The organism is Streptomyces sp. NPDC018263 (assembly GCF_055562575.1).
Genome location: NZ_JBVHFA010000003.1, coordinates 453,508 through 479,678 on the forward strand (window position 1 = coordinate 453,508; position 26,171 = coordinate 479,678).

The 26,171-nt window shown below is 69.2% G+C and carries 24 protein-coding genes; 12 read left to right on the top strand and 12 right to left on the bottom strand.

Annotated features, from left to right (window positions below; translation table 11 throughout):
• The first annotated feature begins 212 nt into the window (after window positions 1-212).
• Window positions 213-1,655 (top strand): CCA tRNA nucleotidyltransferase, encoded by a 1,443-nt coding sequence (locus tag ACZ3HQ_RS11190; RefSeq protein WP_467509584.1) that lies wholly within the window; start codon window positions 213-215, stop codon window positions 1,653-1,655.
• Between the two features lie 35 nt (window positions 1,656-1,690).
• On the opposite strand, the gene ACZ3HQ_RS11195 is transcribed toward ACZ3HQ_RS11190, so the two are convergent.
• The 3 genes from ACZ3HQ_RS11195 to ACZ3HQ_RS11205 form a co-directional block, all read right to left on the bottom strand.
• Window positions 1,691-3,001 carry an MFS transporter gene (locus tag ACZ3HQ_RS11195; RefSeq protein ID WP_467509586.1) on the bottom strand — a complete coding sequence of 437 codons (1,311 nt, stop codon included), beginning with the start codon at window positions 2,999-3,001 and terminating at the stop codon, window positions 1,691-1,693.
• A gap of 94 nt (window positions 3,002-3,095) precedes the next feature.
• Window positions 3,096-4,178, bottom strand: coding sequence for an inositol-3-phosphate synthase (locus ACZ3HQ_RS11200; RefSeq protein ID WP_086692024.1), 1,083 nt, complete (start codon window positions 4,176-4,178; stop codon window positions 3,096-3,098).
• A 43-nt stretch (window positions 4,179-4,221) separates the two neighbouring features.
• Window positions 4,222-4,905, bottom strand: coding sequence for a PadR family transcriptional regulator (locus tag ACZ3HQ_RS11205; RefSeq protein WP_381070486.1), 684 nt, complete (start codon window positions 4,903-4,905; stop codon window positions 4,222-4,224).
• A gap of 364 nt (window positions 4,906-5,269) precedes the next feature.
• On the opposite strand from ACZ3HQ_RS11205, the gene ACZ3HQ_RS11210 reads away from it, so the two are divergent.
• The gene (locus ACZ3HQ_RS11210) at window positions 5,270-7,903 is read left to right on the top strand and encodes a transglycosylase domain-containing protein (protein WP_467509588.1); all 2,634 of its coding nucleotides are present in this window, start codon (window positions 5,270-5,272) and stop codon (window positions 7,901-7,903) included.
• A 126-nt stretch (window positions 7,904-8,029) separates the two neighbouring features.
• Window positions 8,030-9,535: a glycosyltransferase family 87 protein gene (locus ACZ3HQ_RS11215; protein WP_467509590.1), complete on the top strand. Its 1,506-nt coding sequence runs from the start codon at window positions 8,030-8,032 to the stop codon at window positions 9,533-9,535.
• A gap of 82 nt (window positions 9,536-9,617) precedes the next feature.
• Here the strand turns inward: ACZ3HQ_RS11215 and ACZ3HQ_RS11220 are convergent, their stop codons facing one another.
• From ACZ3HQ_RS11220 to ACZ3HQ_RS11230, 3 genes are all read right to left on the bottom strand, one after another.
• Window positions 9,618-10,649: an alanine racemase gene (locus ACZ3HQ_RS11220; RefSeq protein WP_467509592.1), complete on the bottom strand. Its 1,032-nt coding sequence runs from the start codon at window positions 10,647-10,649 to the stop codon at window positions 9,618-9,620.
• A 135-nt stretch (window positions 10,650-10,784) separates the two neighbouring features.
• On the bottom strand, window positions 10,785-11,906 hold the full coding sequence (locus ACZ3HQ_RS11225) for a lipid II:glycine glycyltransferase FemX (RefSeq protein WP_382961912.1): 1,122 nt from the start codon (window positions 11,904-11,906) through the stop codon (window positions 10,785-10,787).
• Window positions 11,907-12,088: 182 nt separating this feature from the next.
• Window positions 12,089-12,406 carry a hypothetical protein gene (locus ACZ3HQ_RS11230; protein WP_467509594.1) on the bottom strand — a complete coding sequence of 106 codons (318 nt, stop codon included), beginning with the start codon at window positions 12,404-12,406 and terminating at the stop codon, window positions 12,089-12,091.
• A 275-nt stretch (window positions 12,407-12,681) separates the two neighbouring features.
• Between ACZ3HQ_RS11230 and rpsF the strand changes: the two genes are divergently transcribed.
• From rpsF to rplI, 4 genes are all read left to right on the top strand, one after another.
• The gene (gene rpsF / locus ACZ3HQ_RS11235; protein WP_003975025.1) at window positions 12,682-12,972 is read left to right on the top strand and encodes a 30S ribosomal protein S6; all 291 of its coding nucleotides are present in this window, start codon (window positions 12,682-12,684) and stop codon (window positions 12,970-12,972) included.
• A 78-nt stretch (window positions 12,973-13,050) separates the two neighbouring features.
• Entirely contained in the window at window positions 13,051-13,638 is a 588-nt protein-coding gene (locus tag ACZ3HQ_RS11240) for a single-stranded DNA-binding protein (protein WP_467509596.1), read from the top strand.
• 40 nt (window positions 13,639-13,678) lie between these two features.
• Window positions 13,679-13,915, top strand: coding sequence for a 30S ribosomal protein S18 (rpsR, locus tag ACZ3HQ_RS11245; protein ID WP_003949403.1), 237 nt, complete (start codon window positions 13,679-13,681; stop codon window positions 13,913-13,915).
• A gap of 17 nt (window positions 13,916-13,932) precedes the next feature.
• Window positions 13,933-14,379 (top strand): 50S ribosomal protein L9, encoded by a 447-nt coding sequence (gene rplI / locus ACZ3HQ_RS11250; protein WP_361656604.1) that lies wholly within the window; start codon window positions 13,933-13,935, stop codon window positions 14,377-14,379.
• Between the two features lie 131 nt (window positions 14,380-14,510).
• Here rplI and ACZ3HQ_RS11255 read toward each other — a convergent pair whose 3' ends face one another.
• Window positions 14,511-15,848, bottom strand: coding sequence for an MATE family efflux transporter (locus tag ACZ3HQ_RS11255; RefSeq protein ID WP_467509599.1), 1,338 nt, complete (start codon window positions 15,846-15,848; stop codon window positions 14,511-14,513).
• 460 nt (window positions 15,849-16,308) lie between these two features.
• On the opposite strand from ACZ3HQ_RS11255, the gene dnaB reads away from it, so the two are divergent.
• A complete protein-coding gene (gene dnaB, locus ACZ3HQ_RS11260; protein WP_467509600.1) occupies window positions 16,309-17,781 on the top strand; it encodes a replicative DNA helicase in 1,473 nt (490 codons plus the stop codon).
• A gap of 66 nt (window positions 17,782-17,847) precedes the next feature.
• On the top strand, window positions 17,848-19,236 hold the full coding sequence (locus tag ACZ3HQ_RS11265) for a serine hydrolase domain-containing protein (RefSeq protein ID WP_467509602.1): 1,389 nt from the start codon (window positions 17,848-17,850) through the stop codon (window positions 19,234-19,236).
• Window positions 19,237-19,300: 64 nt separating this feature from the next.
• Here ACZ3HQ_RS11265 and ACZ3HQ_RS11270 read toward each other — a convergent pair whose 3' ends face one another.
• Window positions 19,301-19,753, bottom strand: coding sequence for a GNAT family N-acetyltransferase (locus ACZ3HQ_RS11270; RefSeq protein ID WP_467509604.1), 453 nt, complete (start codon window positions 19,751-19,753; stop codon window positions 19,301-19,303).
• Between the two features lie 10 nt (window positions 19,754-19,763).
• Complete coding sequence (locus ACZ3HQ_RS11275) at window positions 19,764-20,222, bottom strand: MarR family winged helix-turn-helix transcriptional regulator (protein WP_467509606.1); 459 nt, start codon at window positions 20,220-20,222, stop codon at window positions 19,764-19,766.
• A 143-nt stretch (window positions 20,223-20,365) separates the two neighbouring features.
• Between ACZ3HQ_RS11275 and ACZ3HQ_RS11280 the strand changes: the two genes are divergently transcribed.
• Together ACZ3HQ_RS11280 and ACZ3HQ_RS11285 are read left to right on the top strand one after the other, a co-directional pair.
• Window positions 20,366-21,574, top strand: coding sequence for an MFS transporter (locus ACZ3HQ_RS11280; RefSeq protein ID WP_467509608.1), 1,209 nt, complete (start codon window positions 20,366-20,368; stop codon window positions 21,572-21,574).
• 93 nt (window positions 21,575-21,667) lie between these two features.
• Window positions 21,668-22,087 (top strand): GlcG/HbpS family heme-binding protein, encoded by a 420-nt coding sequence (locus ACZ3HQ_RS11285; RefSeq protein ID WP_350900785.1) that lies wholly within the window; start codon window positions 21,668-21,670, stop codon window positions 22,085-22,087.
• A gap of 63 nt (window positions 22,088-22,150) precedes the next feature.
• On the opposite strand, the gene ACZ3HQ_RS11290 is transcribed toward ACZ3HQ_RS11285, so the two are convergent.
• Window positions 22,151-23,017, bottom strand: coding sequence for a GNAT family N-acetyltransferase (locus ACZ3HQ_RS11290; protein ID WP_467509610.1), 867 nt, complete (start codon window positions 23,015-23,017; stop codon window positions 22,151-22,153).
• 330 nt (window positions 23,018-23,347) lie between these two features.
• Here ACZ3HQ_RS11290 and ACZ3HQ_RS11295 point away from each other — a divergent pair, with 330 nt between their 5' ends.
• On the top strand, window positions 23,348-24,550 hold the full coding sequence (locus tag ACZ3HQ_RS11295; RefSeq protein ID WP_467509612.1) for a globin domain-containing protein: 1,203 nt from the start codon (window positions 23,348-23,350) through the stop codon (window positions 24,548-24,550).
• Between the two features lie 10 nt (window positions 24,551-24,560).
• Here the strand turns inward: ACZ3HQ_RS11295 and ACZ3HQ_RS11300 are convergent, their stop codons facing one another.
• Window positions 24,561-25,043, bottom strand: coding sequence for an NUDIX domain-containing protein (locus ACZ3HQ_RS11300; protein WP_030806115.1), 483 nt, complete (start codon window positions 25,041-25,043; stop codon window positions 24,561-24,563).
• Window positions 25,044-25,132: 89 nt separating this feature from the next.
• Window positions 25,133-26,038, bottom strand: a complete 906-nt coding sequence (locus ACZ3HQ_RS11305; protein ID WP_467509614.1) for a LysR family transcriptional regulator — start codon at window positions 26,036-26,038, stop codon at window positions 25,133-25,135.
• Window positions 26,039-26,171 lie beyond the last annotated feature (133 nt).

Sequence of the window (26,171 nt, forward strand, 5' to 3'; positions counted from 1 at the left end):
GTCCCCGCATGGTAACGATGACCGCAGAGGCTGAGTGCCACGGACCGTTCCCCAAGATCGTCGTGGAGCAGCCGCCTGTCCTCTATATCCATTAAGGAGCGGAGAGCCGGTGTCCGCCGCTAGGGGAGCCCTTGTGGGGGTATGGCAGGGAGCCTCCGCGCCGGTCGAACGGGTGCGCTTCCGGGCGGCCGGGCCACGTACCCTCTTCTGTTGTGCCGAACCCCAACGATGACAATCCCGCTGCCCTCAGCCAGGTGCAGCAGCGAGCGGTGAGCGAGCTGCTGCGGGTGGCTCCGGTCGCCGACGACCTCGCCCGCCGTTTCAAGGAGGCCGGGTTCTCGCTCGCCCTGGTCGGCGGCTCGGTCCGCGACGCGCTGCTGGGCCGGCTCGGGAACGACCTGGACTTCACGACCGACGCGCGCCCCGAGGACGTGCTGCGGATCGTCCGGCCCTGGGCGGACGCCGTCTGGGAGGTAGGGATCGCCTTCGGCACGGTGGGCGCCCAGAAGGACGGCTACCAGATCGAGGTCACCACCTACCGCTCCGAGGCGTACGACCGCACCTCCCGCAAGCCCGAGGTGTCGTACGGCGACTCCATCGAGGAGGACCTGGTCCGGCGTGACTTCACGGTCAACGCGATGGCCGTGGCCCTGCCGGAGAAGGAGTTCATCGACCCGCACGGCGGTCTGGAGGACCTCGCGGCGCGGGTGCTGCGTACGCCCGGCACGCCGGAGGAGTCGTTCTCCGACGACCCGCTGCGGATGATGCGGGCCGCACGGTTCGCCGCCCAGCTCGACTTCGAGGTGGACCCGGCGGTCGTCACCGCGATGACGGAGATGGCTACGCGGATCGAGATCGTTTCGGCGGAGCGGGTCCGGGACGAGCTGAACAAGCTGCTGCTCTCCGCCCATCCCCGCAAGGGCCTCACCCTCCTGGTCGACACCGGGATCGCTGCCCACGTGCTGCCCGAGCTGCCGGCGCTCCGGCTGGAGCGTGACGAGCACCACCGCCACAAGGACGTCTACGACCACTCACTCATCGTGCTGGAGCAGGCGATCGGCCTGGAGGAGAACGGCCCGGACCTCACCCTCCGGCTGGCCGCGCTGCTGCACGACATCGGCAAGCCCCGCACGCGACGCTTCGAGCAGGACGGCCGGGTTTCCTTCCACCACCATGAGGTGGTCGGCGCCAAGATGACCAAGAAGCGCATGACGGCCCTGAAGTACTCCAACGACCTGGTGAAGGACGTCTCCCGTCTGGTCGAGCTGCACCTGCGTTTCCACGGCTACGGCACCGGAGAGTGGACGGACTCCGCGGTCCGACGCTACGTCCGCGACGCGGGCCCGCTGCTGGACCGGCTGCACAAGCTGACCCGCTCCGACTGCACCACCCGGAACAAGCGCAAGGCGGCCACGCTGTCCCGCGCCTATGACGGGCTGGAGGCGCGCATCGCCGAGCTCCAGGAGAAGGAGGAGCTGGACTCCATCCGCCCCGACCTCGACGGCAACGAGATCATGACGATCCTCGGCGTCGGTCCGGGCCCGGTCATCGGTCAGGCGTACAAGCACATGCTGGAGCTGCGCCTGGAGAACGGCCCGATGGAGCACGACGCGGCGGTCGCGGCCCTCAAGGAGTGGTGGGCACAGCAGAGCTGAGCGCTTCCGGGAGCCTGTTTCACGTGAAACATGACTCAGCGGCGGGGCGGTGTTTCACGTGAAACACCGCCCTTCTCGCTGTTCCGGCGCCACTCGAAGCGGGCCATGGCCACGGTGACGGCGGCGTACAGCAGCGCCACGAGGATCACCAGCAGCGCCGACCGGCCGTCCGGCGGGAGCATCAGGGCGGCTACCCCGGCGGCGCCGACGAAGGCGACGTTGAAGAGGACGTCGTAGACGGAGAAGACCCGGCCTCGGAAGCCGTCCTCGACCGACGCTTGGACGATCGTGTCCGTGGCGATCTTGGCGCCCTGGGTGACCAGCCCCAGCAGGAAGGCCGCGATCAGCAGCGGAACCGTGGCGAACGGAAGCCCGAGCGCCGGCACCAAGAGGGCAGCGGCGCCCGAACAGACCGCGATCCACCGCCCGGCCCCCAGCCGGCCCGCGCTCCAGGGCGTCACCACGGCGGCCGCGAAGAACCCGGCGCCGGACACCCCCAGCGCCAGTCCCAGCAGACGGAGCCCTTCCTCGGGGGTGCTCGAGAGGCCGTAGCGGCACAGCATGAGCAGCAGGACCAGCAGCGCGCCGTAGCAGAAGCGCATGCAGGTCATCGCCGTGAGCGCCCAGACCGCTTTGCTGCGCCGGGGCTCGCCGAGGTAGCGCACGGCCGCCAGGAGGCCGCGTGCCGTGTCGGCCAGCACGGTGCGCAGGCGGGGCAGCACCGGGGGCCGGTCGGGGCCGAGCAGGGAGGGGGCGATGGTCAGGGCGGTGAGGCCCGCGCACAGATACAGCAGGGCGCCGAGCAGCACCACCGCCGCGTCCGAGTCCGCCGCGACGAACCGTACGCCGAAGGCCAGGGCCGCACCGAGGGTCGCCGCCAGCGTTCCTGCGGTCGGGCAGAGGGAGTTGGCCAGTACCAGGCGCTCGGCGTCGACCACACGGGGAAGTGCCGCCGAGAGGCCGGCGAGGACGAACCGGTTGACGGCCGTGACGCACAGCGCGGAGGCGTAGAACAGCCAGTCCGGCGCGTGCACGGCCATCAGTACGGCGGTGGCCGCCGCCAGCACGGCGCGCAGCACATTGCCGTGGACGAAGACCTGACGCCGGCGCCAGCGGTCCAGCAGCACGCCCGCGAAGGGGCCGACCAGGGAGTAGGGCAGCAGCAGGACCGCCATCGCGGAGGCGATCGCCGGGGCCGAGGTCTGCTTCTCGGGAGAGAAGACGACGTACGAGGCGAGGGCGATCTGATAGACGCCGTCCGAGCCCTGCGAGAGCAGGCGGACGTACAGCAGGCGCCGGAAGTCCCGCTCGCGCAGCAGCAGGCGCAGATCACGGACGACGGGCATGGGCACAGCCTCACACATGCGGAGGGTCCCCGGGGTCTGTCAGACCCCGGGGACCCTCACAGCCCTGGCAGGAGCGTTTTCGTGCGAGCCGTGCTCAGCGCTCGACGTCGCCGCGGATGAACTTCTCGACGTTCTCGCGGGCCTCGTCGTCGAAGTACTGGACCGGCGGGGACTTCATGAAGTACGAGGACGCGGACAGGATCGGGCCGCCGACACCCCGGTCCTTGGCGATCTTCGCGGCACGCAGGGCGTCGATGATGACACCGGCGGAGTTCGGGGAGTCCCAGACCTCCAGCTTGTACTCGAGGTTCAGCGGGACGTCGCCGAACGCACGGCCCTCCAGGCGGACGTAGGCCCACTTGCGGTCGTCCAGCCAGGCCACGTAGTCGGACGGGCCGATGTGGACGTTCTTCTCGCCGAGGTCCCGGTCGGGGATCTGGGAGGTGACGGCCTGCGTCTTGGAGATCTTCTTGGACTCCAGGCGCTCGCGCTCGAGCATGTTCTTGAAGTCCATGTTGCCGCCGACGTTGAGCTGCATCGTGCGGTCCAGGATCACACCGCGGTCCTCGAACAGCTTCGCCATGACGCGGTGCGTGATGGTGGCGCCCACCTGGGACTTGATGTCGTCACCGACGATCGGCACACCGGCCTCGGTGAACTTGTCCGCCCACTCCTTGGTGCCGGCGATGAAGACCGGAAGGGCGTTGACGAAGGCGACCTTGGCGTCGATGGCGCACTGGGCGTAGTACTTCGCCGCGTCCTCGGAGCCCACGGGGAGGTAGCAGACCAGGACGTCGACCTGCTTGTCCTTCAGGGTCTGAACGATGTCGACCGGCTCGGCGTCCGACTCCTCGATGGTCTCGCGGTAGTACTTGCCGAGACCGTCGAGGGTGTGGCCGCGCTGGACGGTGACGCCGCTGGAGGGCACGTCGCAGATCTTGATGGTGTTGTTCTCGGAGGCGCCGATGGCGTCCGCGAGGTCGAGGCCGACCTTCTTGGCGTCCACGTCGAAGGCGGCGACGAACTCGATGTCCCGCACGTGGTAGTCACCGAACTGCACGTGCATCAGGCCGGGTACCTTGGCCGCCGGGTCGGCGTCCTTGTAGTACTCGACTCCCTGCACCAGCGACGCGGCGCAGTTGCCGACACCGACGATGGCTACGCGAACCGAACCCATTCCGGTTGCTCCCTGTGTGTACGAGTGAGGCCCCGACGGGCGCTCACGTGGCGGTGTCGCCGGGCGTATCCGTCCCCGGAAGATCCCTGGGACGGGGCAGGCCGCCCGTCGATCCAGATGTGGTGTCCTGCTGAGCGGACCCGCCGGACTCGGGACCTTTCCGGTCCCGTCCGGCCCGCTCACTCTCGATCAGCTCGTTCAGCCAGCGCACTTCGCGCTCCACGGACTCCATTCCGTGGCGCTGGAGTTCGAGCGTGTAGTCGTCGAGGCGCTCCCGCGTGCGTGCCAGGGAGGCGCGCATCTTCTCCAGGCGCTCCTCCAGCCGGCTGCGCCGGCCCTCCAGCACACGCATGCGCACATCGCGCGAGGTCTGCCCGAAGAAGGCGAACCGGGCGGCGAAGTGCTCGTCCTCGTATGCGTCGGGGCCGGTCTGCGACAGGAGTTCCTCGAAGTGCTCCTTACCTTCGGCCGTCAGCCGGTAGACGATCTTGGCGCGGCGTCCGGTGAGAGGGGCGGCCAGAGCGTCTTCATGGGTGTTCCCCGGTTCCTCGATCAACCAGCCGTTGGTGACCAGCGTCTTGAGGCAGGGGTAGAGCGTCCCGTAGCTGAACGCCCGGAACACACCCAGGGACGTGTTGAGTCGCTTGCGCAGCTCATAGCCGTGCATGGGCGACTCGCGCAGCAGCCCGAGCACGGCGAACTCAAGGATGCCGGAACGACGGCTCATGATCGCCTCCTCTCGGTACTCAGCGCGTTTATCTCGCTCTGATGTATCGACTCGATACATCACGACGATAGAACGACCCCCGGCATGCGACAAGAGGGCCGACGGTGAACGGGATCACATCACCGATTCGTACGAGGCAAGTTGCCCGTTTTGGGGTGAACTTCGGGACTCGGAGGGTTTTGGCGGTGCGTAGTCTGTGCGGCATGCACAACACCGGGAACCAAGGGGCGCTTGGGGAGCGTCGTGATCCTCGGTGCAGTACGGGTGAATGCAGCAACGACCACATCCGTACTTCGGGGGGACCGGAAACCAGCCGCTGTTTCCAGGCGCGCACGGATGCGCCTGCCCGAGGAGTAATCGTTCGATGAGCGAGCACCGTCGCAAACCGCCGCAGCCGCAGGGAGGCGGACGGGCGGCCCGACGCGGCCAGCCCGGCCCGTCCTCCGGCCGTCCCGCGGCACCGCGAGGCGCCAACGGGGCCTCTGACCACTCCTATGGGTCTCATTCCCAGGGACCGGACCCCTACGGCTCTGGGGGTGATGGACGTGAGTACGGCAGCCGTGCCGAAGCACGCCGGGCCGCCCAGAGAGGCGGCGGGCGCCGCCGGGGCGCCGACAACGCGCCCGCGGGCCGTAACCGGGGCCGTGACCAGGGACCGCCGAAGGAGCCGCGGTTCATCGACTACCCCCGCGCGGGCAAGTACGGCTGGCGGCGCTGGGTGCCGTCCTGGCGGCTGGCCACCGGACTGGGCATCGGGTTCGTGGGCAGTGTGGTCGTCATGGCCGGTGTCGGCTACGCGCTGGTCAACATCCCCAGCGAGAACGACGCCGCGAAGTCGCAGAACAACGTCTACTACTGGTCCGACGGAACCCAGATGGTGGCCACGGGCACCGGTGTGAACCGGCAGAACCTCACGATCGACAAGATCCCCAAGGCCATGCAGTACGCGGTGATCTCCGCGGAGAACAAGAGCTTCTACCAGGACTCGGGCGTGGACCCCATGGGCATCGCGCGTGCTCTGGCCAACATGGCGCGTGGCGGGCAGACCCAGGGTGGCTCCACGATCACCCAGCAGTTCGTCAAGAACACCTACCTGAGCCAGGACCAGACGCTCACCCGTAAGTTCACGGAGATGTTCATCTCCCTGAAGGTGGGCACGAAGCTCAGCAAAGACCAGATCATGCAGGGCTACCTGAACACCTCGTACTACGGGCGAGGCGCCTACGGCATCCAGGCCGCCGCGCAGACGTACTACGGCAAGGACGCCGCGGACCTGACGCCAAGCCAGTGCGCCGTACTCGCCGCCCTGCTGAAGGGCCCCACGTACTACGACCCGGCCGGCAACGCGGATCTCGACAGGACCGCGACGCAGACGGCCAACACCGCTCGCTCCCAGGGTCGCTGGCGCTGGATTCTCGGTGAGATGCACAAGGACAACCACCTCACCGACGCCGACTACCAGAATGCGATCAGCAAGTACCCCATGCCGCAGGGGCGCAAGGCGACCAGGGGTATGAACGGCCAGATCAGCTACTTGGTCGACACGGCGAAGAAGTACGTCCTGAACCACTCCGACATCACGGAGGCCAAGTTCGACCAGGGCGGTTACCAGATCACCACGACCTTCCAGAAGAACAAGGTCGACGCCCTGACCGCGGCGGTGAAGAAGATCCAGAAGTCGCGGCTGAAGCCCGAGACCAAGGAGAAGGACAAGTACGTCCAGTTCGGCGCGGCCTCGGTGGTGCCCAACGACGGCGCGATCGTCGCCCTCTACGGCGGGGACGGCTACGAGAACGGTCACTTCACCAACAACGCCGACACCTCCGGTGTCCCGGTGGGATCGACGTGGAAGCCGTACGTGCTGGCCGCGGCCATGCAGGACGGCACGTACAACTCCAACGGTGAGGGCATCTCCCCGCTGAGCAAGTACAACGGCAACGACCACCTCAAGGTGCGCCGGCCCGACGGCTCGTACTACCTCAACAAGGACAACTCGTTCTTCTTCCAGGCGAACGAGAGCGAATACCCCTGGGGTTACATCAGTCTGCGCAAGGCGATGGAGCAGTCGGTCAACACGCCGTTCGTGCAGCTCGGTGTCGATGTCGGCATGTCGAAGGTCCGGGACATGGCCCGTTCGACCGGCATCCTCGAGGGCAGCATGGCCAAGGACCTGAACCCCTCCTTCGCCATCGGTACCTCCACCCCCAGCGCCATCCGCATGGCGGACTCGTACGCGACGTTCGCCGCGTCCGGCAGGCAGGCGGATCCCTACTCCGTCACCATGGTCAAGAAGGACGGCCAGGAGCTGACGGGCTTCACCAAGCCGAAGTCCAAGCAGGTGATGGACTCCAGCATCGCCAACAACGTCACCGACGTCCTGGAGAACGTGATCCAGAACGGCACGGGCAAGAACGCCAGGGCGCTGGGCCGTACGGCCGCCGGCAAGACCGGCACCACCGATGAGAACAAGTCGGCCTGGTTCGTCGGCTACACCCAGCAGCTCTCCACCTCGGTGGCGATGTTCCGGGAGAACCCCAAGGACCACCGGCTGCTGTCGATGAACGGTACGGCCGGCACGGACTCCATCCACGGTGGTGACATCCCGACCTCGGTCTGGACCGAGTACATGCTGGCCGCGCTGAAGGGCAAGAACGACCCGGGCTTCCCCGACGCGATCAAGGTCGGCAAGATTCACAACGAGGTGGGTGCTCCCACGCCGACCCCGAAGCCGAGCATCACGGCCACGCCGACGCCGTCGGAGTCGTCGAGCCCGTCGCCGAGCGAGTCCACGGCATCGCCCTCGCCCAGCGAGAGCAAGACCTGCCGGTTCTTCTGCAACGACGACGGCGGCACCGGACCCGGTGGTGCCGACGGCGGAGCCAGCTCCTCGCCGACCGACTCGACCTCACCCGGAACCGGGGGTGTCAGGGGCAACGGAAACGCCGGGGCCGATGGGGGCGACGGCGGAGGATTCCTCGGAGGCCAGCAAGGCCAATAGGACCCCCTGCCCGATTGGAGGCTGTTTCCACCGGCGCGGGTGTTTCACGTGAAACAAGGGCCGTCGCACCGACCAGGTGCGGCGGCCCTCGGTGTTTTCCGGAGCGAGTACGGCAGGATGTGCCCCATGCCCAGTGCAGAGACGACGCCCGCGCGCGTGCGTGAACCGGAGACGGTACGACCGACGCGGGAGGACGAGATCGCCGCGGCCGGCAGTGAGCTGATCGGCGGCCCCCTCGGGCGACGCGCCCTGACCGGAACGTCCTGGTGGACGCCGGTCCGGGTCGTCGTGCTCGTGGCGATCGGCATGTTCGCCCTCGGGCTCGTCCAGAAGGCGCCCTGCTACGACGGCGCCTGGTTCTTCGGGGCCAGCTCGCAGTACACGCACGCCTGCTACTCGGACATCCCCCACCTCTACCAGGGGCGTGGGTTCGCCGACGGGCTCGTGCCGTACTTCGACAAGCTGCCCGGCGACATGGACTACCTCGAGTACCCGGTGCTGACCGGAGTGTTCATGGAGGTCGCCTCCTGGCTCACGCCGGGCAGTGGCGGCATCCAGCGGCAGGAACAGTGGTACTGGTTCGTCAACGCCGGGATGCTGATGGTCTGTGCGGCCGTCATCGCCGTCTGTGTCAGCCGGACCCACCGCCGCCGTCCCTGGGATGGCCTGCTGCTCGCCCTGGCGCCGGCCTTCGCGCTGACCGCCACCATCAACTGGGATCTCCTGGCGGTGGCCCTGACGGCCGCGGCGATGCTGATGTGGTCCCGCGGCCGGGCCGTGGCCTTCGGTGTGCTCCTGGGCCTCGCCACGGCCGCCAAGCTCTATCCCCTGGTCCTGCTCGGCCCCCTGCTGGTGCTGTGCTGGCGGGCGGGCAAGTGGCGGGAGTTCTTCCAAGCGGTAGGCGGAGCGGCGGGCGCCTGGCTCGTGGTGAACGTGCCGGTGATGCTGTTCGCCTTCGAGGGCTGGTCGAAGTTCTACACGTTCAGCCACGACCGGGGCATCGACTTCGGCTCGTTCTGGCTGATCTGGTCCCAGAACTCCAGCAACCCGCCGAGCATCGACTTCGTGAACACCACCGCCAGCGCCCTGGTGGTGCTGTCGTTCCTCGGCATCGCGGCGCTGACGTTCACTGCCCCGCGCCGGCCGCGTTTCGCCCAACTGGCCTTCCTGATGGTCGCGGCCTTCATCCTCACCAACAAGGTCTACTCCCCCCAGTACGTGCTGTGGCTGGTGCCGCTGGCGGTCCTCGCCCGGCCGAAGTGGCGGGATTTCCTGATCTGGCAGGCGTGCGAGGTGGCGTACTTCCTCGGCATCTGGTTCTACCTCGCGTACACGACCAGCGGAGACGCCCACAAGGGCCTGCCCACCGAGGGCTACCACTGGGCGATCGCCCTGCATCTGCTCGGCACCCTGTACCTGTGCGCCGTCGTCGTGCGCGACATCCTCCGGCCGGAACGGGATGTGGTGCGCCGGGCCGGGGACGACGACCCCTCAGGCGGCGTACTCGACGGTGCGGCCGACCACTTCGTCCTGCGCGGGCTCCGGCACCCGGAGCACGAGGCGCCCGAGGAGCCGTCGCGGACGGACTGGGGTGGCCCGGAATCCCTGGCCCAGGAGGGCCGTTCGCTCTGAGCGAACGGACCCGGGAGGGCATGAGAAAGGCCGTGCACGACATCTCGTGCACGGCCTTTCCGTTCGCTTCGGTCCGGCGGTCCTAGCGGTCCACGATCCGGTCGAAGGTCGTGGTGGTGTGCCGCAGATGGGCCACCAGCTCGTCGCCGACCTTCGGCTCGGGAGCGTCGGAGGGCACGAACAGGATCGACACCTGCATGTGCGGCGGCTCCGCGAACCAGCGCTGCTTGCCGCCCCAGACGAACGGCGCGAGGTTCCGGTTCACCGTGGCGAGGCCGGCCCGCGCCACGCCCTTGGCGCGCGGCATGACACCGTGCAGGGCCTTCGGGGCCTCCAGGCCCACCCCGTGCGACGTACCGCCCGCCACGACCACCAGGAAGCCGTCCGAGGCCGCCTTCTGCTGCCGGTAGCCGAAGCGGTCGCCCTTGGCCACCTTCGTGACGTCCAGGACGGCGCCGCGGTACTCGGTGGCGTCGTGGTCGCCCAGCCACAGCCGGGTGCCGATCCGCGCGCGGAAGCGGGTCTGGGGGAACTGCTGCTGGAGCCGGATCAGTTCATCGGCCTTGAGGTGGCTGACGAACATGGTGTGCAGCGGCAGCCGGGCCGCGCGCAGCCGGTCCATCCACCCGATGACCTCCTCGACGGCGTCCGAGCCGTCGGTGCGGTCCAGCGGCAGGTGGATGGCGAAGCCCTCCAGGCGCACGTTCTCGATGGCCTGGTGAAGCTGCGGCAGGTCCTGCTCGCTGATGCCGTGCCGCTTCATGGAGGACATCACCTCGATGACGACACGGGCACCCACCAGGCCGTACACGCCGTCGACCGACGACACCGAGCGGACCACCCGGTCCGGCAGCGGGACCGGCTCCTCGCCGCGCCGGTACGGCGTCAGCACGAGCAGGTCGCCGCTGAACCAGTCCTTGATGCGCGCGGCCTCGTACGTGGTGCCGACGGCCAGCATGTCGGAGCCCAGCCGGGTGGCCTCCTCCGCGAGCCGTTCGTGACCGAAGCCGTAGCCGTTGCCCTTGCAGACCGGGACGAGTCCCGGGAACTGCTCCTGCACGTGCTTGTGGTGCGCACGCCAGCGCGCGGTGTCGACGTAGAGCGTGAGCGCCATGGCCTGACCCGGAACCTTTCTCGTGGCTGCGGTGGATGCAGAGGGGCCGTCCCCGAGGGGTGTGCGGGGACGGGTGACGGTGAAGCGTTGTGATGGCTATGGAACCAGAAGGCGGCACGGTCGGCCGCCGGAGGCTCAGCGCCGCGACATGTAGATGTCGAGCGCCTTGTGGAGCAGCTTGTTCAGCGGGAAGTCCCACTCGCCGAGGTACTCGGCCGCCTGGCCGCCGGTGCCGACCTTGAACTGGATGAGGCCGAACAGGTGGTCCGTCTCGTCCAGCGAGTCGGAGATGCCGCGCAGGTCGTAGACCGTGCCGCCGAGCGCGTAGGCGTCGCGCAGCATCCGCCACTGCATGGCGTTGGACGGGCGGACCTCACGGCCGATGTTGTCGGAGGCGCCGTAGGAGTACCAGACGTGGCCGCCGACGATCAGCATGGTGGCCGCGGAGAGGTTCACGCCGTTGTGGCGGGCGAAGTACAGCCGCATCCGGTTGGGGTCCTCGGTGTTGAGGGCCGTCCACATGCGCTGGAAGTACGACAGGGGGCGCGGGCGGAAGTGGTCGCGGACCGCGGTGATCTCGTACAGCCGCTGCCACTCCTCCAGGTCCTGGTAGCCGCCCTGGACGACCTCGACGCCGGCCTTCTCGGCCTTCTTGATGTTGCGGCGCCAGAGCTGGTTGAACTGCTTGTGCACCTCTTCCAGCGAGCGGTTGGCCAGCGGCACCTGGAAGACGTAGCGCGGCTGGACGTCGCCGAAGCCGGCCCCGCCGTCCTCGCCCTGCTGCCAGCCCATGCGGCGCAGCTTGTCGGCCACCTCGAAGGCGCGCGGCTCGATGAAGTCGGCCTCCATGTCGCGCAGCCGCTTCACGTCCGGGCTCTGGATGCCCTTCTTGATGGTCTCCGCGTTCCAGCGGCGGATGATCACCGGCGGGCCCATCTTGACCGAGAACGCGCCCTGCTGCTTGAGGTGGGCCAGCATCGGCTGGAGCCAGTCCTCCAGGTTCGGGGAGAACCAGTTGATGACCGGGCCCTCGGGGAGGTAGGCGAGGTAACGCTTGATCTTGGGGAGCTGGCGGTAGAGGACCAGACCGGCGCCGACCATCTCGCCGGTGCGCTCGTCGAACCAGCCGAGGCTCTCCGAACGCCACTCCGCCTTCACGTCGGCCCATGCGGGGACCTGCATGTGACTGGCCGACGGCAGGCTCTGGATGTATGCCAGATGCTGCTCGCGGCTGATGGTCCTCAGGGTCAGACTCATGTCGGGGCGCTCCTCGGGCTGGTGTGTCCCCATGGGATCAGGGGCTCCGGCTCTCGCGCCGAAGCCTACTGCGCCCTGCGAGCGCCCCGAATGGGGCGTGCGGCACCGGTGTTCCGGCCCGCTCGCGGACCGGAACGTTCCAGGTGCTCGTGATGCCGTCGGTGACCGACGGCGGGGTGGTGTCAGCCGCCGATGAGACCGCCGAACAGGCCGCCGTTGGCCATACCGATGAGGAAGCCGACTCCGGAGGCGCCGAGCCCGATGATCAGGCCGAAGCGTTCCCGGGTGGTGATCGAGATCCACTGCCCGTAGGCGCCGGTGAGCAGGCCGATCAGGCCGGCCCAGGAGGCCACCAGGTGGAGGCCGTCGACGAAGCAGGTGACGAAGGCCAGCAGACCCAGGACGAGCGTCACCACGGTGAGGGTGTCCTGCAGTGGATGGGGCTTGCCGTCGGTGGCGAAGAGGGAGCCGGCGGTGGTCGGTCGCAATGCCTGTGTCATGAGGCACCTCCTGCGGATCGCGGCGCACTGTAGCGCCCTACACACCCGATGTGTACAGATTGCGGGCTCCCAGGGCCGGATTTCAACCGGAAGCGGGTGGGCGGGTAGTCTGTAACGTCTGCACCGGTGTCTGCCCTGGCCCGTGGCGGCCCACTGTGGACGGTTCCTCGCGGAACCTCCGATTGTCAGTGGTGGCCGATACCGTTGCTCACGCATCACGACCCTCCTGCCACGGAACGACCGTGGCCGCTGAGTCCAAAGGAGGTGGGTTCCACATGCGTCACTACGAGGTGATGGTCATCCTCGACCCCGATCTCGAGGAGCGTTCTGTCTCCCCGCTGATCGAGAACTTCCTCTCTGTCGTCCGCGATGGCGGCGGCAAGGTGGAAAAGGTCGACACCTGGGGCCGTCGTCGTCTCTCGTACGAGATCAAGAAGAAGCCTGAGGGCATCTACTCGGTCATCGACCTGCAGGCCGAGCCTGCGGTCGTCAAGGAGCTCGACCGCCAGATGAACCTGAACGAGTCGGTCCTCCGGACCAAGGTCCTCCGCCCCGAGATGCACTGAGCTCTTCCGCTCAGCTGATCTCGGGATTCGAGTAGCAGCAACCAAGCAGCCAGAGCAATCCCGCCGAGAGGTTCCCCCATGGCAGGCGAGACCGTCATCACGGTCGTCGGCAATCTTGTCGACGACCCCGAGCTGCGCTTCACCCCTTCCGGTGCGGCGGTCGCAAAGTTCCGCGTCGCGTCCACTCCCCGCACCTTCGACCGTCAGACCAATGAGTGGAAGGACGGCGAGAGCCTGTTCCTGACCTGCTCGGTCTGGCGTCAGGCGGCGGAGAACGTCGCGGAGTCGCTCCAGCGGGGCATGCGCGTCATCGTGCAGGGCCGGCTGAAGCAGCGGTCGTACGAGGACCGCGAGGGCGTCAAGCGCACGGTCTACGAGCTGGACGTCGAGGAAGTCGGCCCCAGCCTGCGCAACGCGACGGCGAAGGTCACCAAGACCTCCGGCGGCGCCCGCGGCGGCCAGGGCGGTTACGGCGGCGGTGGCAACCAGGGCCAGGGTGGTGGCGGCTGGGGCGGTGGCTCCGCCGGCGGCAACCAGGGCGGTTCCCAGGCCGACGACCCGTGGGCTTCCGGCGCTCCCGCCGGTGGCAACCAGGGTGGCGGCGGCTGGGGCGGCGGTTCCGGCTCCGGCGGCGGTGGCGGCTACTCGGACGAGCCCCCCTTCTAAGGGCTCGCATCCCACTTCTTGATCACACAGGAGAAACACCATGGCGAAGCCGCCTGTGCGCAAGCCTAAGAAGAAGGTCTGCGCTTTCTGCAAGGACAAGGTCACGTACGTGGACTACAAGGACACGAACATGCTGCGGAAGTTCATTTCCGACCGCGGCAAGATCCGTGCCCGCCGCGTGACCGGCAACTGCACGCAGCACCAGCGTGACGTCGCCACGGCCGTCAAGAACAGCCGTGAGATGGCGCTGCTGCCCTACACGTCCACCGCGCGCTAAGGAAGGGTGACTTACACATGAAGATCATCCTCACCCACGAGGTCTCCGGCCTCGGTGCCGCTGGCGACGTCGTCGACGTCAAGGACGGGTACGCCCGCAACTACCTGATCCCGCGGAAGTTCGCTATCCGCTGGACCAAGGGTGGCGAGCAGGACGTGGCGCAGATCCGCCGCGCCCGCAAGATCCACGAGATCCAGACCATCGAGCAGGCCAACCAGATCAAGGGCCAGCTCGAGGGTGTCAAGGTCCGTCTGGCCGTCCGCTCCGGCGACGCCGGTCGTCTCTTCGGTTCCGTCACCCCGGCCGACATCGCTTCCGCGATCAAGGCTTCCGGTGGCCCCGAGGTCGACAAGCGCCGCATCGAGCTGACCGCTCCGATCAAGACCCTGGGCGCCCACGAGACCTCCGTGCGTCTGCACCCCGAGGTTGCCGCCACGGTGACCCTCGAGGTCGTCGCGGCCTGATCGCCGTGACCGCTCGGCTCGTCTGAGCTGTGAGGGGCCGCATCCTTTCGAGGATGCGGCCCCTTTCTCATGCGCTCAGGGGGCGGGGCGGGGGTGGGAGCGGAGTTCGGGGCACGTTTCACGTGAAACGGTCAGCGGGTCGCACCCGTCACGATCCAGCGGCCGGAGCGGGCGCGCAGCCAGAGGGTCACCATCCGGACCGTCATCATCAGCGTCATGGCCGCCCAGATCGCGGTGAGGCCCCCGCCCAGGGTCGGCACGAGCAGCGCGACCGGAGTGAAGACCGCCAGGGTGACCACCATGGCCCAGGCCAGATAGGGCCCGTCACCGGCACCCATCAGCACCCCGTCCAGCACGAAGACGATGCCGCAGATGGGCTGGGAGAGAGCGACCACCAGGAGCGCCGGCAGCGCCACGTCCTTGACCCCGGCGTCACTGGTGAACAGCGGCAGGAACAGCGGCCGTGCGGCCACGACGAGCAGACCGAGGACGACGCCGGTGGCGATGCCCCACTGCACCATGCGGCGGCAGGCCGCGCGGGCGCCGGGTGCGTCGTCGGCACCGAGATAGCGGCCGATGATCGCCTGCCCGGCGATGGCGATCGCTTCCAGGGCGAAGGCCAGCAGGCTCCACAGGGACAGCACGATCTGGTGGGCGGCGATGTCGGCGTCCCCGAGCCGGGCCGCCATCGCGGTGGCGATCATCAGGATGGCCCGCAGCGACAGGGTGCGGACGAGCAGCGGAACGCCCGCCTGCGCCGAGGCGCGGATACCGGCGAGGTCCGGACGCAGGGAAGCCTTGTGGCGTCGGGCGCCCCGGACGACCACCCAGAGATAGACCGCGGCCATGCCGCACTGGGCGATCACGGTGCCCCAGGCGGAACCCGCGATGCCGAGCCCGGCACCGTAGACGAGCACGGCGTTCAGGGCGGCGTTGGCGATGAAGCCCCCGATCGCCACGTAGAGCGGGGTCCTGGTGTTCTGGAGTCCGCGCAGCACACCGGTGGCGGCGAGGACGGCCAGCATGGCCGGGATGCCGAGGGCGGAGATGCGCAGATAGGTGGTGGCGTAGGGCGCGGCGGTGTCGGAAGCGCCGAAGAGGTCCACGATGCCGGGTGCGAGGGGCACGACGACGGCGATGACGACGGCGCCGATGAGCAGGGCGAGCCAGATGCCGTCCATGCCCTGACGGATCGCAGCCCGCAGGTCACCCGCTCCGACCCGGCGGGCGACCGCCGCCGTGGTGGCGTAGGCGAGGAAGACGAAGATGCTCACCGCGGTGGTGAGGAGTGCCGAGGCCACGCCGAGACCGGCGAGCTGAGCGGTGCCGAGATGGCCGACGATCGCGCTGTCGGCCATGACGAAGAGGGGCTCGGCGACCAGTGCGCCGAAGGCCGGGACGGCGAGCGCCACGATCTCCCGGTCGTGACGCCGCCGGGTGGCCTTGGGGATCGCGGGAGCCTGTGTCATGAGCACTAATCTAATCGTCCACAGGTAAGAGATACAACTGCCTTCCGACCCTTACTCTCGTTTCCGGAGGGCAAGGTTTCGGGCAGCGTTCGAGGTGATCTTGGTCCGACCGGGAAAGTTTTTCTTCTGCACAGCCGGTGGACGGTAAAGGCGCAGGTCAGTGCCATCCTGTCGAGGAGGGCGAGGTCTTGTTCACAGGGCTGTCCACCGGCTCGTGCACAGGTTTCGGGGAGTTCTCCACAGCATATGGACCGTCGTCCACATGGCCTGTGGATAACCAGATTGGCTGACGGTGCCGGGGGGCCTACCGTGGTCCGGCGCCCGCTCCCTCTCCCGGCCGTGGAAACGTCACATATCCGACGCGCCGGAACCGGAGTTGGGCTTCTCATTTTGTCAGTGCCGTGCCCTAGAACAGAGGGCACGGCGAGGTCCGCTCCGGCGGACGGGAGGAGGTGGCTCGGTGAGCATTTCCGAGCCCTTGGACGATCCGTGGGCCGACAGCGGTCCCAGCGATCGTCTCCCCGCCTCCCGCCGCCGCGGTGACTCCGGCCGTGACGAGCAGCACGAGCGCGGCCAGGAGAACGGCGGCTGGGAAGGCGGGGGTTCCACCTTCGAGCGAGTGCCGCCGCAGGACCTGGACGCCGAGCAGTCCGTGCTGGGCGGCATGCTGCTGTCCAAGGACGCCATCGCCGACGTGGTGGAGATCCTCAAGGGCCACGATTTCTACAAGCCCGCGCACGAGACGATCTACACGGCGATCCTCGACATCTACGCCAAGGGCGAGCCGGCCGACCCCATCACCATCGCGGCCGAACTCACCAAGCGCGGTGAGATCAACAAGGTGGGCGGCGCCGCCTATCTGCACACCCTCGTCCAGACGGTGCCGACCGCGGCCAACGCCGAGTACTACGCGGAGATCGTCCACGAGCGCGCCGTCCTGCGCCGCCTGGTGGAGGCCGGCACCCGTATCACGCAGATGGGATACGCGGCCGACGGTGACGTCGACGAGATCGTCAACAGCGCCCAGGCCGAGATCTACGCGGTCACCGAGCAGCGCACCAGCGAGGACTACCTGCCGCTCGGCGACATCATGGAGGGCGCGCTCGACGAGATCGAGGCGATCGGCTCGCGCAGCGGCGAGATGACCGGTGTGCCCACCGGGTTCACCGACTTCGACTCGCTGACCAACGGTCTGCACCCCGGCCAGATGATCGTCATCGCCGCCCGTCCCGCCATGGGCAAGTCGACGCTCGCGCTGGACTTCGCGCGGGCCGCGTCGATCAAGCACAACCTGCCGAGCGTGGTCTTCTCGCTCGAAATGGGCCGCAACGAGATCGCCATGCGCCTGCTGTCCGCCGAGGCCCGTGTCGCCCTGCACCACATGCGCTCCGGCACGATGACCGACGAGGACTGGACGCGCCTGGCCCGCCGGATGCCGGACGTGTCGGCCGCGCCGCTCTACATCGACGACTCCCCGAACCTGTCGATGATGGAGATCCGCGCGAAGTGCCGCCGGCTCAAGCAGCGCAACGACCTGAAGCTGGTCGTCATCGACTACCTCCAGCTCATGCAGTCCGGCGGCTCCAAGCGGGCCGAGAGCCGTCAGCAGGAGGTCTCGGACATGTCCCGTAACCTCAAGCTGCTCGCCAAGGAGCTGGAGATCCCGGTCATCGCGCTCTCCCAGCTCAACCGTGGTCCCGAGCAGCGCACCGACAAGAAGCCCATGGTCTCCGACCTGCGTGAGTCGGGCTCCATCGAGCAGGACGCCGACATGGTCATCCTGCTGCACCGCGAGGACGCCTACGAGAAGGAGTCCCCCCGCGCGGGCGAGGCCGACCTGATCGTGGCCAAGCACCGAAACGGCCCCACGGCCACCATCACCGTGGCCTTCCAGGGCCACTACTCCCGCTTCGTGGACATGGCCCAGACCTGATCGACAGGAGACCCCCCCGGGCGGAATGCGCTCGACGTGGCCCGTCCCAGCGGGTGGACTGGGCACATGACGACATGGGACGAAGAGCTGCTTCCGGCGACGCGCCGGGCGTTGACGCACCGGATCGCCGTCGCGCAGGCCGAGGGGCGGGCGCCGTCGCTCGTGGCCGCGGTCGTGCGCGGGGGACGGGTGGTGTGGCACGGGGCGCGGACCTCGGTGGACGGGCATGGGCCGGACGAGGACGTGCAGTACCGGATCGGCTCGATCACCAAGACCTTCACCGCCGTCCTGGTGCTGCGGCTGCGGGACGAGGGTGTGCTCGACCTCGGTGACCCGCTGGAGAAGCATCTGCCGGGCACCGGTGCCGGTGAGGCGACCATCGCCGAACTGCTCGCGCACACGGCCGGGTTGGCCGCGGAGTCGCCCGCGCCCTGGTGGGAGCGGACACCGGGCTCGCTGCGCCCCGAACTGAGCGACGTGCTCGGCGAGAAGCCCCGGCTGCACCCGGCCGGGCGGCGCCATCACTACTCCAACCCCGGCTACACCCTGCTCGGCACCCTGGTGGAGGAGCTGAGGGGTGCCCCCTGGGAGCAGGTGCTGCGTGACGAGGTGCTCCAGCCCCTCGGCCTCCACCGCACCAGTGCCCAGCCCGTGGCGCCGCACGCGGGCGGCTGGGCGGTGCATCCGTGGGCCGACGCGCTGCTGCCCGAGCCGCTGGAGGACCTCGGCCTGATGGCCCCGGCCGGCCAACTCTGGTCCACCACCGGCGACCTCGCCCGCTTCGCCGCCTTCCTCGTCCAAGGAGACGACCGGGTGTTGAGCGCCGAATCGGTACAGGAGATGCGCACCCCCGCCGCGCCGGCCGAGTCCGCGGACGTGGTGGACGGTGCCACGTACGGTCTCGGGCTGCAGATCCAGCACCGGGACGGCCGGCTGCTCGTCGGGCACTCCGGTTCGCTGCCGGGCTTCCTGGCGACCCTCACGTTCAGCGTGGCGGACGACGTGGCGGCGGTGGTACTGGCCAACTGCACCAGCGGCCCCGCTGTCGGTGCGGTGGCCGCCGACCTCATCCGCATCGTCGCCGAGGCCGAGCCGCGCATCCCCGAGCCGTGGCGCCCCTTGCGTGAAGTCGACGCCTCTTCGCTTGAGTTGGCCGGGCCCTGGTACTGGGGGACGCATCCCTTCGTCCTACGGGTACTGGCCGACGGCATCACACTGGGGCCGCTGGCCGGGGGTGGTCGCCGGGCCCGGTTCCGGCCGAACGGTGACGGCACCTGGACGGGGCTGGAGGGTTACTACGCCGGGGAGTTGCTGAAGGCCGTACGAGGGCCGGACGGAGCGGTGAGCCACCTTGACCTCGGGTCGTTCGTGTTCACGCGTCAGCCGTACGAGGAGGGCGCGCCGGTGCCCGGTGGGGTGGACGCGGAGGGCTGGCGGGGGATCGCCCAGCCGTAGCAAGTCGTAGATGAAGGGCCCTGTTTCACGTGAAACAGGGCCCTTCGTGACATCAACGGCGTGGTCAGAGGCTCAGCTTGAAGCCCTCGTGGGAGGCGGTGAAACCCAGCCGCTCGTAGAAGCGGTGGGCGTCGGTGCGTGTCTTGTCCGAGGTGAGCTGGACCAAGTGGCAGCCGAGACGGCGGGAGGTGTCGACGGCCCACTGGATCAGCTCGCCGCCCAGTCCGCTGCCGCGCTCGTCCGCGTGAATCCGCACGGCCTCGATGAGGGACCGGGTCGCGCCCTTCCGGGAGAGCCCCGGGATGATCGTGAGCTGGAGCGTACCGATCACCCGGCCGTCGCGGACCGCCACGACGAGATGCTGGTTCGGGTCGGTGTCCAGCCGCTCGAAAGCCGCCAGGTACGGCGTCAGGTCGTCGGGCGACTCGCGCTGGGCGCCCAGGGGATCGTCGGCGAGCAGGGCCACGATCGCCGGGACGTCGTCCGTGCTCGCGGGCCTTATGTCGAGGTCGGTCATGGTCCGCAGCCTATGCGGGGACGTGCAGCGACTCCACGGCCCTGACCAGCGGTGCCAGTTCGGGGTTCTGTGCCGCCGTGTCCAGTGCCTCACGCAGCGCCGCGTCGTTGGTCGGACGCGCCTTCTCCAGCAACTCCAGTCCGGCCTCGGTGACGTTGGTGTAGATGCCGCGCCGGTCGGTGGGGCACAGGTAGCGCTCCAGCAGGCCGCGGTCCTCAAGGCGGGTCACCAGGCGCGTGGTGGCGCTCTGGCTGAGGACGACGGCGTCGGCGACCTGCTTCATCTGGAGGTGGCCGCCGTCACCGTCGTGCTGCCTGCTGAGCACGTCGAGCAGGGAGTACTCGCGCACGCTCAACTCGTGCTGCGCCTGGAGAGCGCGCTCGATGTGCGCCTCGATCCTCCCGTGCAGCAGAGACAGGGCGCACCAGCCCTGCGCGAGGGCGGTGAGCGCGGGGTCCGTCGCTGTCATGGGGTGTTCCTCCGTCCCGGAGCGGCCGGCTTCCAGGGTAGAGCACGACCGCAATAGCCAGCGATTGCATTTAACCCGCGTCTGCAACTATTGTGGAAGCACGCAAAGCGCTCCTGCAATCGTTTGGGAAGGTCTACCCCCTCATGCCTCTCGCGCTTCTGGCCCTGGCGATCGGGGCCTTCGGAATCGGGACGACGGAGTTCGTGATCATGGGCCTGCTGCCCCAGGTCGCGGGTGACTTCGGGGTCTCCATCCCCACCGCGGGCCTGCTCGTCACCGGCTACGCCCTCGGCGTGGTGATCGGCGCCCCGCTGATGACCGTGCTCGGCACCAAGGTCTCGCGCAAGCGGATGCTGATGGTGCTGATGGGCCTGTTCATCGCCGGGAACCTGCTCTCCGCCGTCGCACCCGTCTTCGCGGTCATGCTGATCGGCCGGGTGGTCGCGTCCCTCGCCCACGGTGCCTTCTTCGGCATCGGGTCGGTCGTCGCGGCCGAGCTGGTGGCACCGCAGAAGAAGGCCGGTGCCATCGCCATGATGTTCACCGGGCTGACCGTCGCCAACGTGATCGGTGTCCCGCTGGGCACGCTCATCGGACAGCAGATCGGCTGGCGGGTGACCTTCGGCATCGTCGCCGTCCTGGGCGTCATCGGCCTCGCGGGCATCGCGAAGCTGGTGCCCGAGGTGCCCAGGCCGGAAGGCGTGCATCTACGGCACGAGCTGGCCGCCTTCAAGAACGCCCAGGTCCTGCTCGCCATGGCGATGACCGTGCTCGGCTTCGGCGGAGTGTTCGCCGCCATCACCTACATCGCACCGATGATGACCCACGTCGCCGGCTTCGCCGACGGGTCGGTCACCTGGCTGCTGGTCCTGTTCGGCCTCGGCATGGTCGGCGGCAACCTGATCGGCGGCAAGTTCGCCGACCGCGCCCTGATGCCGATGCTCTATGTCTCGCTGGGCGCACTGGCCGTCGTCCTCGCACTGTTCACGCTCACCGCGCACAACAAGATCGCGGCCGCCGTGACCATCGCCCTGATCGGAGCCCTCGGCTTCGCCACCGTCCCGCCGCTCCAGAAGCGCGTCCTGGACCAGGCGCACGGCGCCCCGACGCTGGCCTCGGCCGTGAACATCGGCGCCTTCAACCTCGGCAACGCCCTGTCCGCCTGGCTCGGCGGCATGGTCATCGCGGCCGGGTTCGGTTACACCGCCCCCAACTGGGTCGGCGCCGTCCTCGCCGCGGCCGCCCTGCTGCTGGCCGTCCTGTCGGCCGCGCTGGAGCGCCGTGACACCAAGACCGGCGCGGTGATCACCTCCGAAACGCCCGCCACCCGGCCGGAGCCCGCCCGCCACTGAGGCCGGCCCGGCATCCCCCAGACCCCGTCCGTGCCGGTGACAAAGCCCGGCCCGGTCGGCCCCACCTCAGGAACCTCCAAGGAGACCCCCACCATGAGCACCACCACCTTCGCCCCGCTCACCATCGAGGACGCCGAACTGCTCGTCGCCACCGCCCGTCGGGCCGCCGAGGACGCCGGTGTCACCGTCAGCGTCACCGTCCTGGACGCCGGTGGCCACCTACTCGCCTTCCGCCGGGACGACCGTGCCGTGCTGATCTCCGGCGAGACCAGTACCCGCAAGGCGTACACCGCGCTCCAGCTCGACGCGCCGACCGCCGACCTGGTGGACGCAGTGCAGCCCGGTGGTCTCTTCCACACGTTGCCGACCGCGCTGGACCGTCCGCTGCTCTTCATCGCCGGTGGCGTCCCCGTGCACCGCGACGGCCGGCTGATCGGCGCGATCGGCGTCGGCGGCGGTGCGCCGGAGCAGGACCACGGCTTCGCCACCGAGGCCGTGCGCGCCCTGGTCTGAGCGAGCCACGCGCACATGACGAAAGCCCCCGCCGTGCCGCGGGGGCTTTCGTCATGCCGGGATTCAGCCCGCGGCCACCGTCAGCGGTGCGAACCTCCGGGTCCAGTCCCCCGGCAGATCCGGCGCGCCGAACATCATGACCGCGTTGAACGCCACCCGAGCGAGCCCCCGTTCCTTCGCCCAGACCAGCAATTCCTCGTGGCGCACGTCCACATCGGTGCGCAGCGGGCGGTCGGTGTGTGCCGCGAGCGACTCGACGAGCGCCTTGGCGGTCTCCGTGTCGCGGGCGATCAGGGGGCCGACGACATGGGTCTCCATGTTGGGCCAGGCCCCGGCGTATCCAATGATCCGGCCGTCCTCCTCCGCCACGCGCACCTGGTCGGCGAAGGCGGGCAGCCGGACCAGCACCGGGGTGCGGTCGACGCCGAAGACCTCCCCGTCGAGACGGAGGATCGACGGCAGGTCCTCGGCGGTCGCGGCCCGCGTCGGCACCGACGGGTTCGAACCGTCCGGCGTGAAGTGGCCCATCAGCATCTCCGCCCGGCCCACGGTCTTGAAGCCGATCTCCTCGTAGAGCGGGCAGCCCAGCGGGGTGGCGTGCAGGGTGAGCGGTGTCCCGTCCATGGCCGCCACGACGTCCCGCATCAGACGGCGGCCCACGCCCTTGCGGGAGTGGCGCTCGGCGACCAGGACCATGCCGATCGCGCCCAGCTCCACGCGCTGCCCGGAGCCGTACTCAGTGACGACACACGCGGCGACGAGACCACCGTCAGGGTCATCGATGCCGTAGCCGCGGCCGGCGGTGAGCAGCAGACCCCATTTGTGTTCCTCGCGGGGCCAGCCCCGGTCCTCGGAGAGATCGGCGCAGGCGGTGAGGTCGCGCGGGGTCAGACGACGGATGGGCAGCGCGGCGAGTGAAGAGATCGGCACGTCGGTCAGGCTGTCCGAACCGCACCCCTCGCGTCCACCGGATTCGGAGACCTCTTACCGCTTCCGGCCAGATTCTCCGCCCCGGCAACCCGTCGGCAGCCAGCGCTGTTTCACGTGAAACAGGGCGCGAGTGACGTCTGCCTGCCGTGGTGGCCAACAGCGTAATCGGACGAAGCCCGTCAAGAGTCCTCTTTGCGGGTAATGAGACGAGTCGCCAACCCGCGGTGCCACCCTGCGGAACGAGTGCTGCGGTCCTCCGCCCCGGCGGGGATCACGCGCTTCCGAAGGGGGAGAGCGCAGGCCGCCGCAGGAGTGCGAGCGAGGGCACACATGGAAGCTCCGGCCACCCCATCGAGGGACGACGGCACGGCGGACGGCATCGGCCGACGGGCCCGGCACAGAGCCGGGACGCGCGCGCAGGCATCCTGGGACGCCCTGCTCATCCGCCGCACGATAGCGGAGATCGCACCCATGGCCGACAAGGTGACCTCCTACTTCTACGCCCTCCTCTTTGTCCGCCACCCGGAGTTGCGCCCCCTGTTCCCGCCCGCGATGGACACCCAGCGGGACCGGCTCCTGCGAGCGCTGCTCACCGCGGCGGAACACATCGACAACGCCCCGGTACTCGTCGACTACCTGCAAAACCTCGGCCGGGGCCACCGGAAGTACGGCACCCGGCCCGAGCACTACCCGGCCGTGGGCGCGTGTCTGATCGGCGCCCTGAGCACATACGCCACCCACACCTGGAACCCGCAGGCGGAGGCGGCCTGGGGCCGCGTCTACGCCACCATCTTCCAGGTCATGATCGAGGCCGCGGAGACGGAAGGGCGGGACACACCGCCCTGGTGGCACGCCGAGGTCGTGACCCACGACCTGCGGACCTCCGACGTCGCCGTGATCACACTGCGCCCCGACCAGCCGTACCCCTTCCTGGCCGGGCAGTACGCGAGTGTCGAGACGCCCTGGTGGCCGCGTGTGTGGCGGCACTACTCCTTCGCCTCCGCGCCCCGCGCCGACGGTTTGCTGACCTTCCATGTGCGGGCGGTCCCTGCCGGCTGGGTCTCCAACGCCCTGGTGCACCGCGCCCGCCCCGGTGATATGGTGCGCCTCGGCCCGCCGGTCGGCTCGATGAGCGTCGACCACGACACCGACAGCGGCCTGCTCTGCCTGGGCGGCGGCACGGGCATAGCCCCGATCAAGGCCATGGTCGAGGAGGTCGCCGAGCACGGCGCCCGCCGCCCGGTCGAGGTGTTCTACGGGGCCCGCAATGACCACGATCTGTACGACATCGACACCCTGCTCCGGCTGCGGCAGGCCCACCCCTGGATCTCCGTCCGCTCGGTCATCGACCGGGAGGACCGCCATCTGCACGAGGCCGTACGGGCAAGCGGCCCCTGGCGGGACTACGACGCCTACCTCTCCGGCCCGCCCGGCATGATCCGCAGCGGCGTCTCCGCGTTGCAGGCGCTCGGCGTACCGGCACCCCGCATACGCCACGACCCGGTCGAGGACCTGGTGGTCGTCGGCTCCTGAGCGGCCCCGATCAGCCGAGGTCGGGGGCGTGCATGGCACGCACGCCTTCGATGTTGCCGTCCAGATAGTGCCGCAGCGACAGCGGGACGAGGTGGACGGAGGCGATGCCGACCCGGTTGAAGGGGATGCGGACGATCTCGTACTCCCCGGCCGGCTCCTCCACCTCGGGGCCATGGCGGAGCGAAGGGTCCATGGACTCCAGGCGGCAGACAAAGAAGTGCTGGACCTTCACCCCGGTCGCGCCGCCGTCCTCGCCGATGTGCTCCACGGTGTCCACGAAGCAGGGCACGACATCGGAGATCTTGGCGCCGAGTTCCTCGTACACCTCGCGGTGCAGGGCGTCGACGACGGTCGGGTCCTCGGGCTCGACCCCGCCACCGGGGGTGACCCAGTAGGGATCGACGCCGGGCTTGGTGCGCTTGATCAGGATCAGGTCGTCACCGTCCAGCAGAACGGCTCGGGCGGTGCGCTTGACCACGGGTCGGACGGTCATGGGAACAATGTGGCCCGGCCGGTTCCACGTGAAACATCACGAGCGATCCCGGCCTCATCACGGGGAGACATTCGCGGAGGAAAGCCCGCTCAGCCCCACCGCGAGGCGGTCTGCTGGAGCCGCTCGTGCGCCCGCGCGACATGCGGCAGCGCCAGCGAGCCGGTGCGCACCACCAGGAAGTAAGTCCGCAGCGGTGGCACGGCCGGGTCGTGCAACAGGACCACCTCGGCCCGGTCGAGCGCGGCGGCGCACAGATAGCGCGGCAGCACCGCGAGCCCCGCGCCCGCGACAGCACAGGCCAGCACCGCGCGCAGGTCCGGCACGACGACCGTCCCCGAGGCCCCCGGACGCGTGTCGAAGACGGAGGCCCAGTAGCGCGAGACGAAGGGCAGCGACTCGTGGACCTCCACCACGGGCAGGTTCTTCAGCGCGGCCGCCCCGATCCGCCGCAGCGCGCCCGGCCCGATCCGCTCGGCCCAGCGCGGGGCGGCGACCAGCACATGCTCCTCGTCGCAGAGGGGGGTCGCGCTCAGCAGGGCACCGCGCGGCCGGAGCGTGCTGATGGCCAGCTCGTGATGGCCCGCCGCCAGCCCCTCCAGGACCTCCTCCGCCGTGCCGAAGGAGGCGCGGAGGGCGAAGCTCTGGCCGTCGGCGCCGGTCAGCTCCGTCAGGGCGGGCAGGGCGCGCTCGGTGGTGAACTCCGGAGGTCCGGCCAGATGCAGGGTACGCAGCGACGAATCGTCGTCCATGCCGCTCTCGGCTATCTCCACCAAGGCGTCGAGATGCGGTGCGGCCTTGTGGGCCAGTTCGTCGCCGATGGTCGTGGGGATCACCCCGCGCGCCTGCCGCAGAAAGAGCGGGCGGCCGAGCTGGCGTTCCAGCGTGCGGATCTGCGAGGTGACGGCGGGCTGGGAGAGGCCCAGCAGCGCGGCGGCGCGGGTGAAGGAGCCGGCCCGGTGCACGGTGACGAAGGTCCGCAGCAGGGCCAGGTCCATGGCGGCTCCCCTTTCCCTGCCTCCTCAGGCAGGCCGGGCAGGCCCCAACTATAAATAAGTCGATAGGTCTCTGTCGTTACCGTGATTGGACACTGACGCAGAGTCAATTAGCCTTGTGCGCGCGGTTCTTCGC

Bases quoted from the DNA above. Each gene is read 5' to 3' on its own strand.
- ACZ3HQ_RS11195 (WP_467509586.1), bottom strand. From the start codon at position 3,001: ATGCCCGTCGTCCGTGATCTGCGCCTGCTGCTGCGCGAGCGGGACTTC.
- ACZ3HQ_RS11200 (WP_086692024.1), bottom strand. From the start codon at position 4,178: ATGGGTTCGGTTCGCGTAGCCATCGTCGGTGTCGGCAACTGCGCCGCG.
- ACZ3HQ_RS11205 (WP_381070486.1), bottom strand. From the start codon at position 4,905: ATGAGCCGTCGTTCCGGCATCCTTGAGTTCGCCGTGCTCGGGCTGCTG.
- ACZ3HQ_RS11210 (WP_467509588.1), top strand. From the start codon at position 5,270: ATGAGCGAGCACCGTCGCAAACCGCCGCAGCCGCAGGGAGGCGGACGG.
- ACZ3HQ_RS11215 (WP_467509590.1), top strand. From the start codon at position 8,030: ATGCCCAGTGCAGAGACGACGCCCGCGCGCGTGCGTGAACCGGAGACG.
- ACZ3HQ_RS11220 (WP_467509592.1), bottom strand. From the start codon at position 10,649: ATGGCGCTCACGCTCTACGTCGACACCGCGCGCTGGCGTGCGCACCAC.
- ACZ3HQ_RS11225 (WP_382961912.1), bottom strand. From the start codon at position 11,906: ATGAGTCTGACCCTGAGGACCATCAGCCGCGAGCAGCATCTGGCATAC.
- ACZ3HQ_RS11230 (WP_467509594.1), bottom strand. From the start codon at position 12,406: ATGACACAGGCATTGCGACCGACCACCGCCGGCTCCCTCTTCGCCACC.
- rpsF (WP_003975025.1), top strand. From the start codon at position 12,682: ATGCGTCACTACGAGGTGATGGTCATCCTCGACCCCGATCTCGAGGAG.
- ACZ3HQ_RS11240 (WP_467509596.1), top strand. From the start codon at position 13,051: ATGGCAGGCGAGACCGTCATCACGGTCGTCGGCAATCTTGTCGACGAC.
- rpsR (WP_003949403.1), top strand. From the start codon at position 13,679: ATGGCGAAGCCGCCTGTGCGCAAGCCTAAGAAGAAGGTCTGCGCTTTC.
- rplI (WP_361656604.1), top strand. From the start codon at position 13,933: ATGAAGATCATCCTCACCCACGAGGTCTCCGGCCTCGGTGCCGCTGGC.
- ACZ3HQ_RS11255 (WP_467509599.1), bottom strand. From the start codon at position 15,848: ATGACACAGGCTCCCGCGATCCCCAAGGCCACCCGGCGGCGTCACGAC.
- ACZ3HQ_RS11265 (WP_467509602.1), top strand. From the start codon at position 17,848: ATGACGACATGGGACGAAGAGCTGCTTCCGGCGACGCGCCGGGCGTTG.
- ACZ3HQ_RS11270 (WP_467509604.1), bottom strand. From the start codon at position 19,753: ATGACCGACCTCGACATAAGGCCCGCGAGCACGGACGACGTCCCGGCG.
- ACZ3HQ_RS11275 (WP_467509606.1), bottom strand. From the start codon at position 20,222: ATGACAGCGACGGACCCCGCGCTCACCGCCCTCGCGCAGGGCTGGTGC.
- ACZ3HQ_RS11280 (WP_467509608.1), top strand. From the start codon at position 20,366: ATGCCTCTCGCGCTTCTGGCCCTGGCGATCGGGGCCTTCGGAATCGGG.
- ACZ3HQ_RS11285 (WP_350900785.1), top strand. From the start codon at position 21,668: ATGAGCACCACCACCTTCGCCCCGCTCACCATCGAGGACGCCGAACTG.
- ACZ3HQ_RS11295 (WP_467509612.1), top strand. From the start codon at position 23,348: ATGGAAGCTCCGGCCACCCCATCGAGGGACGACGGCACGGCGGACGGC.
- ACZ3HQ_RS11300 (WP_030806115.1), bottom strand. From the start codon at position 25,043: ATGACCGTCCGACCCGTGGTCAAGCGCACCGCCCGAGCCGTTCTGCTG.
- ACZ3HQ_RS11305 (WP_467509614.1), bottom strand. From the start codon at position 26,038: ATGGACCTGGCCCTGCTGCGGACCTTCGTCACCGTGCACCGGGCCGGC.